This is a genomic window from Halolamina salina (genome assembly GCF_042678005.1).
GTDB lineage: Archaea > Halobacteriota > Halobacteria > Halobacteriales > Haloferacaceae > Halolamina > Halolamina salina.
In genome coordinates this window covers 41,313-47,613 of record NZ_JBHUDH010000049.1, presented here as the reverse complement: position 1 = coordinate 47,613, position 6,301 = coordinate 41,313, and the positions used below count along the sequence as shown (strand labels likewise).

8 protein-coding genes are annotated in these 6,301 nt (G+C 67.6%); 3 read left to right on the top strand and 5 right to left on the bottom strand.

Annotated features, from left to right (window positions below):
* The coding region (locus ACFR9S_RS05915; protein ID WP_379818264.1) for a molybdopterin-binding protein at window positions 1–187 on the bottom strand (187 nt) is incomplete at its 3' end.
* A gap of 89 nt (window positions 188–276) precedes the next feature.
* On the opposite strand from ACFR9S_RS05915, the gene ACFR9S_RS05910 reads away from it, so the two are divergent.
* Window positions 277–594, top strand: coding sequence for a DMT family transporter (locus ACFR9S_RS05910; RefSeq protein ID WP_379731068.1), 318 nt, complete (start codon window positions 277–279; stop codon window positions 592–594).
* Between the two features lie 26 nt (window positions 595–620).
* Here ACFR9S_RS05910 and proS read toward each other — a convergent pair whose 3' ends face one another.
* Together proS and ACFR9S_RS05900 are read right to left on the bottom strand one after the other, a co-directional pair.
* Window positions 621–2,108, bottom strand: coding sequence for a proline--tRNA ligase (gene proS, locus ACFR9S_RS05905; protein ID WP_379731067.1), 1,488 nt, complete (start codon window positions 2,106–2,108; stop codon window positions 621–623).
* Window positions 2,109–2,154: 46 nt separating this feature from the next.
* Entirely contained in the window at window positions 2,155–2,676 is a 522-nt protein-coding gene (locus ACFR9S_RS05900; protein WP_379731066.1) for an 8-oxo-dGTP diphosphatase, read from the bottom strand.
* A gap of 195 nt (window positions 2,677–2,871) precedes the next feature.
* On the opposite strand from ACFR9S_RS05900, the gene ACFR9S_RS05895 reads away from it, so the two are divergent.
* Both ACFR9S_RS05895 and ACFR9S_RS05890 read left to right on the top strand, forming a co-directional pair.
* Window positions 2,872–4,803, top strand: a complete 1,932-nt coding sequence (locus ACFR9S_RS05895; protein ID WP_379731065.1) for a beta-CASP ribonuclease aCPSF1 — start codon at window positions 2,872–2,874, stop codon at window positions 4,801–4,803.
* A 235-nt stretch (window positions 4,804–5,038) separates the two neighbouring features.
* A complete protein-coding gene (locus tag ACFR9S_RS05890) occupies window positions 5,039–5,254 on the top strand; it encodes a hypothetical protein (protein ID WP_379731064.1) in 216 nt (71 codons plus the stop codon).
* A gap of 36 nt (window positions 5,255–5,290) precedes the next feature.
* On the opposite strand, the gene ACFR9S_RS05885 is transcribed toward ACFR9S_RS05890, so the two are convergent.
* Window positions 5,291–6,127, bottom strand: coding sequence for an endonuclease III domain-containing protein (locus ACFR9S_RS05885; RefSeq protein WP_379731063.1), 837 nt, complete (start codon window positions 6,125–6,127; stop codon window positions 5,291–5,293).
* Between the two features lie 46 nt (window positions 6,128–6,173).
* A partial coding sequence (locus ACFR9S_RS05880) for a DUF371 domain-containing protein (RefSeq protein WP_379818270.1) occupies window positions 6,174–6,301 on the bottom strand: 128 nt, incomplete at its 5' end.

Sequence of the window (6,301 nt, the reverse complement as noted above, 5' to 3'; positions counted from 1 at the left end):
CGGCGTCGAACTCGCGGCGCCAGTCGTCGACGGTCTCCGTGATTAGCTCGCGGTCGTCGGGGATCGTGAGCATCCGGGCGACGGTCGCGCCGCGTTCGTGCAGCCGGCGGGCGAGCCGCTCGGCGTTGGTGTTCCGTGTGTCGCCGGCGAGGATCTCGTCGCCGACGGTGACGATAGCCACCTCCATGCGCGAACGGAGGGCAGCCAGCCCCCTGAGTGGTTCGACACCGGCGTGGGATCACGGGAGCTATGGCCGCCGACCGTCCAGTCGCGGGTATGGCGTGGTACCTCCTGCTCGCTGCGGGGCTGTTCGAGGTGGCGTGGGCGATCGGACTGGAGTATTCGGAGGGGCTGACGAAGCCGATCCCGACTGCCGGCACCGTGATCGCGCTCGTCGCGTCGATGGTCCTGCTCGCGAAGGCGGTCGAGCAGCTACCGGTCGGGACCGCCTACGCCGTCTGGACCGGGATCGGCGCGGTCGGGACGGCGCTGTTGGGGATCGCGCTGTTCGACGAGCCGGCGACGGCCTCGCGGCTGGCGTTCATCGGCGTGATCGTCGTGGGGATCGTCGGACTCCACGCGGTGTCGACCTGAAAAAAGTTCGAGAGGATCGCGATCGCTCAGTAGGACTTCGCGAAGTAGGCGGTCTCGTCGGCGTCGTCGCCACAGACCGCACACTCGGCGTCGCCGGCGAGCACGTCGTCGTGGTGTTTCTCCTCGTCGTCGGGGAACGGCACCATCACGATCTCGGCGGCCATCTGCTCGGAGATCTCCTCCTCGCAGGCCTCGTCGCCACACCACGGCGTCCGGACGTAGCCCCCGTGCTGGCCGAGCGTGCCGAGGATGCCCGCGCGGTCGTCGGCGTCGCGGACGTTCTCCTCGATGTTCTCCTCGGCGGCGGCGAACAGCTTGGCGTAGACGGTGTCGAGTTCGTCACGGACCGACTCGGCGACGCCGTCGCGGTCGAGCGTGACCTCCTCGCCGTCGGGACGGTGGACCGCCGTGATCTCGCCGTCCTCGACCTCGTGGGGACCGATCTCGAAGCGGACGGGGACGCCCTTCAGCTCCCACTCGTTGAACTTGAACCCGGGGTTGCGCTCGTCGCGGTCGTCGAGTTCGACGCGGACGCCGGCGTCCTCGAGGTCGTCGGCGACCTCTTCGGCGTAGTCGATGACTTCGTCCTTGGTGTCGGACTGGTAGATGGGGACGATCACGACCTGCTCGGGCGCGAGCGTCGGGGGGAGGACGAGACCCTGCTCGTCGGAGTGGGTCATGATCAGCGCGCCCAGCGAGCGCCAGGAGAACCCCCACGAGGTCGTGTGGGCGACGCGCTCCTCCTCGTCCTCGTCGCTGTAGGTGATGTCGAACGCCTCCGCGAACGACTGGCCGAGGTGGTGGGAGGTCGCGCCCTGCACCGACTTCCCGTCGGGCATCAGCGCCTCGACGGTCGTCGTCGTGTCCGCGCCGGGGAACTTGTCGTGGTCGGGCTTCTGCCCGCGCATCACCGGGATCGCGAGCACGTCCTCGTACACCTCCTCGTACTGGTCGAGGCGGGTCAGGGTCTCCTCCCACGCCTCCTCGTCGGTCTCGTGGGCGGTGTGGCCCTCCTGCCAGAGGAACTCCTTGGTGCGGAAGAACGGCTTCGTCTCTGTCGCCTCCCAGCGCACGACGGAGGCCCACTGATTGACTCGGAGGGGGAGGTCACGGTGGCTCCGGATCCACTGGGACATGTACGGCGCGATGATCGACTCGGAGGTCGGCCGGACCGCGAGGCGCTCCTCGAGCTCGTCGTGGCCGCCGTGGGTGACCCACGCGACTTCGGGGTCGAACCCCTCGACGATGTCCTTCTCGCGTTCGAGGTAGGATTCCGGGATGAACAGCGGGAAGTAGGCGTTCTGGACGCCGGTGTCCTTGAACCGGGCGTCGAGTTCCCCCTGTACTCGCTCCCAGAGGCCGTACGCCCGCGGGCGGGCGACGATGAACCCGGACATCCCCTCCGGGCCGTAGTTGGTCAGCCCCGCCTTCCGGCAGACTTCGGCGTACCAGTCGCCGGTGGCGTACTCCTTGGACTCGGTGATCCCGAGCGTCTGGTCGTCGTCGTCGCTCATACGCCGACGAAGTGGTGGTCGCGGCTTAAAACGTCCGAAGCCACCGTCAGCGCTCGCCGGGGAACGTCACGCCCGTCTCGACGGTCACCTCCCGCGGCTCGCCGTCCTCGTAGACGAACCGCCCGCGGAACGTCCCGCCGTCGAGCACGACGGGCAGCCACTCGCGGTCGGTCGCCCACATCTCGGCGAACGGGAGGTCGTCGACGGGGAACCACCGCGGATCGGCCTCCTCGGTCTCCTCGGGCGTGCCCGCGTACTCGGTCGCGCGGAACACGTGGACGAGGGCGTCCCAGTCGTCCGAGCGGTAGACGAACTCCCCGGCCTTCTCGGGGTCGAGCACGTCGATCCCGACCTCCTCGCGAACCTCCCGAACCACGCACTCCCGCGGAGTCTCACCGTCCTCGACTTTCCCGCCGGGACCGACCCACTGCCCGCTGCCGACGCCGCGTTTCTTGTGGATGAGGAGAGTCTCGTCGTCGCCGGCCGGCTGTTCGTCGCCGGCCGCACCTGCGACGAGGTGACACAGCGTCGCCGCGGGCAGTTCCTCGACGGGATCGTCTTCGAACACGCTCGCGGGCTTCGCCGCCCGAGGAAAAAGCATGTTGCCACCAGCCACGCTCGCGGTTTGGGAAGGCTTTTACTACCGCGCGGAGATACCTCCGTGTAAGCGGGTTCTCGCTGTACTTTCCCGCGCGGCAACACCGGAGAGAATCACCGCCACTCTCGCGTCGGGCAACGCAGTCGACGCGAGCGTCTTCGACACATGAGTCAAGTAGATACGCAACTCGAGGAGTTGAAAAGTGAAATCGAGGCAGAGATCCCCTCTACGATCTCCATCACTGACGTGAAATACGAGGGGCCGGAGCTGGTGGTCTACACCCGCGACCCCAAGGAGTTCGCCGGCGACGGCAACCTGGTCCGCCAGCTCGCCTCCAAGCTTCGCAAGCGCATCACGGTCCGCCCGGACCCCGACGTGCTCTCCCGACCCGGCGAGGCGCGTGAGAAAGTCATGGACGTGATCCCGGAGGAGGCCGGCGTGGAGGATCTGGACTTCCACGAGGACACCGGCGAGGTCGTCATCGAGGCCGAGAAGCCCGGCATGGTCATCGGCCGCCACGGCTCCACGCTCCGGGAGATTACCCGCGAAGTGGGCTGGACCCCCGAGGTCGTCCGCACGCCGCCGATCGAGTCCTCCACCGTCTCCAACGTCCGGAACTTCCTCAAGCAGGAGCGCCAGGAGCGCCGCGAGATCCTCGAACGCGTCGGCCGGCAGATCCACCGCGAGGAGATGGCCGACGAGCAGTGGGTCCGGATCACCACGCTTGGCTGCTGTCGCGAGGTCGGCCGCGCCGCGTTCATCCTCAACACCGCGGAGACGCGCGTGCTGGTCGACTGCGGCGACAAGCCTGGCGCCGAGGGCGAGGTGCCGTACCTCCAGATCCCCGAGGCGCTCGGTGCCGGCGCCCAGAACCTCGACGCGGTCGTGCTCACCCACGCCCACCTCGACCACTCCGCGCTGATCCCCCTCCTCTTCAAGTACGGCTACGACGGCCCGATCTACTGTACGGAGCCGACGCGGGACCTGATGGGGCTGCTCACGCTCGACTACCTCGACGTGGCCGCCAAGGAGGGCCGGACGCCGCCGTACGACTCCGCGCAGGTACGCGAGGCGATCAAGCACTGCATCCCGCTGGAGTACGGCGACGTGACCGACATCGCGCCCGACCTCAAGCTCACGTTCCACAACGCGGGCCACATCCTCGGCTCGGCCGTCTCCCACTTCCACGTCGGCGACGGCCTCTACAACGTCGCGTTCTCCGGCGACATCCACTACGACGACACCCGGCTGTTCAACGGCGCGGTCAACGACTTCCCCCGCGTCGAGGCGCTGGTGATGGAGTCCACCTACGGTGGTCGGAACGACTACCAGACCGATCAGGAGGACTCCGAGCGCCGGCTGATCGAGGTGATCAACGAGGCTCACGAGAAAGGCGGGAAGGTGTTGATCCCCGCCTTCGCTGTCGGGCGGTCACAGGAGATCATGCTCGTCATCGAGGAGGCGATGCGCACCGGGAAGATCCCGGAGATGCCGGTCCACCTCGACGGGATGATCTGGGAGGCGACCGCGATCCACACCACCTACCCCGAGTACCTGCGTGACGACCTGCAGGACCGCATCTTCCACGAGGACGAGAACCCGTTCCTCGCCGACCAGTTCAACCACATCGACGGCGGCGAGGACGAGCGACAGGAGGTCGTCGACGAAGGCCCGTCGATCATCCTCTCCACCTCCGGGATGGTGACCGGCGGCCCGATCATGTCGTGGCTGCGCCACCTCGGCAGCGATCAGGACTCCACGCTCACCTTCGTCGGCTATCAGGCCCAGGGGACGCTCGGCCGGCGTATCCAGAACGGCTGGGACGAGATCCCCGTCTCGGACTTCGGCTCGAACCGCGACGGCCGGGGCTCGAAGCTGACCCTGAAGATGGACGTCGAGACCGTCGACGGCTTCTCCGGTCACGCCGACCGCGAGGGGTTGATGAACTTTGTCCGGAACATGAGCCCGCGCCCGGAGAAGGTGCTCTGTGTCCACGGCGACGAGAGCTCCGTGCAGGACTTCTCCTCGGCGCTGTACCACGAGTTCAACATGCGCACGTTCGCGCCGAAGAACCTCGAGACGTTCCGGTTCAAGTGAACCGTTTTTGCGGGGACATGTCCTCGGCGGCGTAGCCGCCTGCGGCCAGACCCCCGCAAAACCCGTTCATGCAAAAACGCTCGTTCGTCCTCCGGACTCACTCGCGCCGAAGAACCTCGAGACGTTCCGATTCAAGTAGTGATCGTCGGGGGCGTCGAGTTTCGGGTGAGAGTCGAAACCTGTTCCACCAGAAGAACTTTACTGTGGGCACTGTTCACGAGCGACTGGATCGACGATGGATCTACGACGAGTCACGATCACGTTACTGGTCGTCGTGATGTTGATAACCGTCACGGCGGGGAACGCTGCCGCGACCGGAAACCTAGAGGCCGGTGGCGGGGAGACCGAGGAGGAAGCCACCCACACGAGTCCGCCGAACGACACGGCCGACTACAGCGGCCCGGTGATGGGGTTCGGTCTGAAGGGCGGGGCTGGTGCCCTCGCTGCGTGATAGTCCACCGACGTACCACCCCTCCGGCGCGATCGGTTAATCGTCGGTGACGACCGCCGCCGGATCCACCACGTCGCCGGAGAGTTCGTCGACGCCCACTTGGTCGCAGTACTCCACCAGCGGGCAGGCCTCCGGGCCGTCCAGACACGCCGGCTCGCGGGCGGTGCAGTACTCCCGGCCGAACTGGATCATCGCGGTGTGACCGAAGCCACACTTCTCCCCGGGGACGGCCGCCTCGATCGCCTGCCGCACCTGCTCGTGGTCCGCGTCCGCGGGCGCGAGGCCCATCCGCCGTGCGATCCGGTGGACGTGGGTGTCGACGGGGAATACGCCGTTGCGACCCCCGGAGAACAGCAGCACGCAGTCGGCCGTCTTCGGTCCGACGCCCTTCATCTCCAAGAGCGTCTCCCGGACTTGGTCGGGGTCGCCGGACTTCACGAACTCGTCGAAGCCGTCGGCGCCGCCGTACTCCTCGACGACGCGTCCGGCGAGGCGGACGATGGTCTCGGACTTCTGGTTGTAGAGGCCGGCCGAAGAGATGGTCTCGGCGAGTTCGTCCTGTGCGGCGCCGGCGAGCGACTCGGCGAGGTCGATCCCGTCGCCGCCGTACCGGCTCATCAGGCTGTCGTGGGCCGGCTGGCTGGCCTTGTCGCTGGTGTTCTGGCTCAGGATCGTCCGGACGAGACACTCGAAGCCGTCGCGGCCGCCGTAGGCCTTCTGCCAGTACATCTCCCCAAGTTCGTCGACGACCGCTTCCGCCCGACTGGCCGGCTCGCCGTCGTCGACGGCCGTGACCGCTTCCCCACCGCCGTCCGGGCCGCCGCTGATGTTTCTCGACGGCTCGTCCGCGCGCTCCTCGGCGTCGTCGCTCATACCGAATTGTTCGGACGGGCGACCAAAAACTGCGCGCCGAACGCCGTCAGTTCCCGCCGGAGTCGACGGTCAGCGTCAGCGTCAACGCCGCGCCGTCGGCCAGCGCGTCGATCAGCTCCCGGTCCAGATCCGCGGCGGCGCCGTCGGCGCCGACGAACACGGTCCGGTCGTCGA

Bases quoted from the DNA above. Each gene is read 5' to 3' on its own strand.
- ACFR9S_RS05910 (WP_379731068.1), top strand. From the start codon at position 277: ATGGCGTGGTACCTCCTGCTCGCTGCGGGGCTGTTCGAGGTGGCGTGG.
- proS (WP_379731067.1), bottom strand. From the start codon at position 2,108: ATGAGCGACGACGACGACCAGACGCTCGGGATCACCGAGTCCAAGGAG.
- ACFR9S_RS05895 (WP_379731065.1), top strand. From the start codon at position 2,872: ATGAGTCAAGTAGATACGCAACTCGAGGAGTTGAAAAGTGAAATCGAG.
- ACFR9S_RS05890 (WP_379731064.1), top strand. From the start codon at position 5,039: ATGGATCTACGACGAGTCACGATCACGTTACTGGTCGTCGTGATGTTG.
- ACFR9S_RS05885 (WP_379731063.1), bottom strand. From the start codon at position 6,127: ATGAGCGACGACGCCGAGGAGCGCGCGGACGAGCCGTCGAGAAACATC.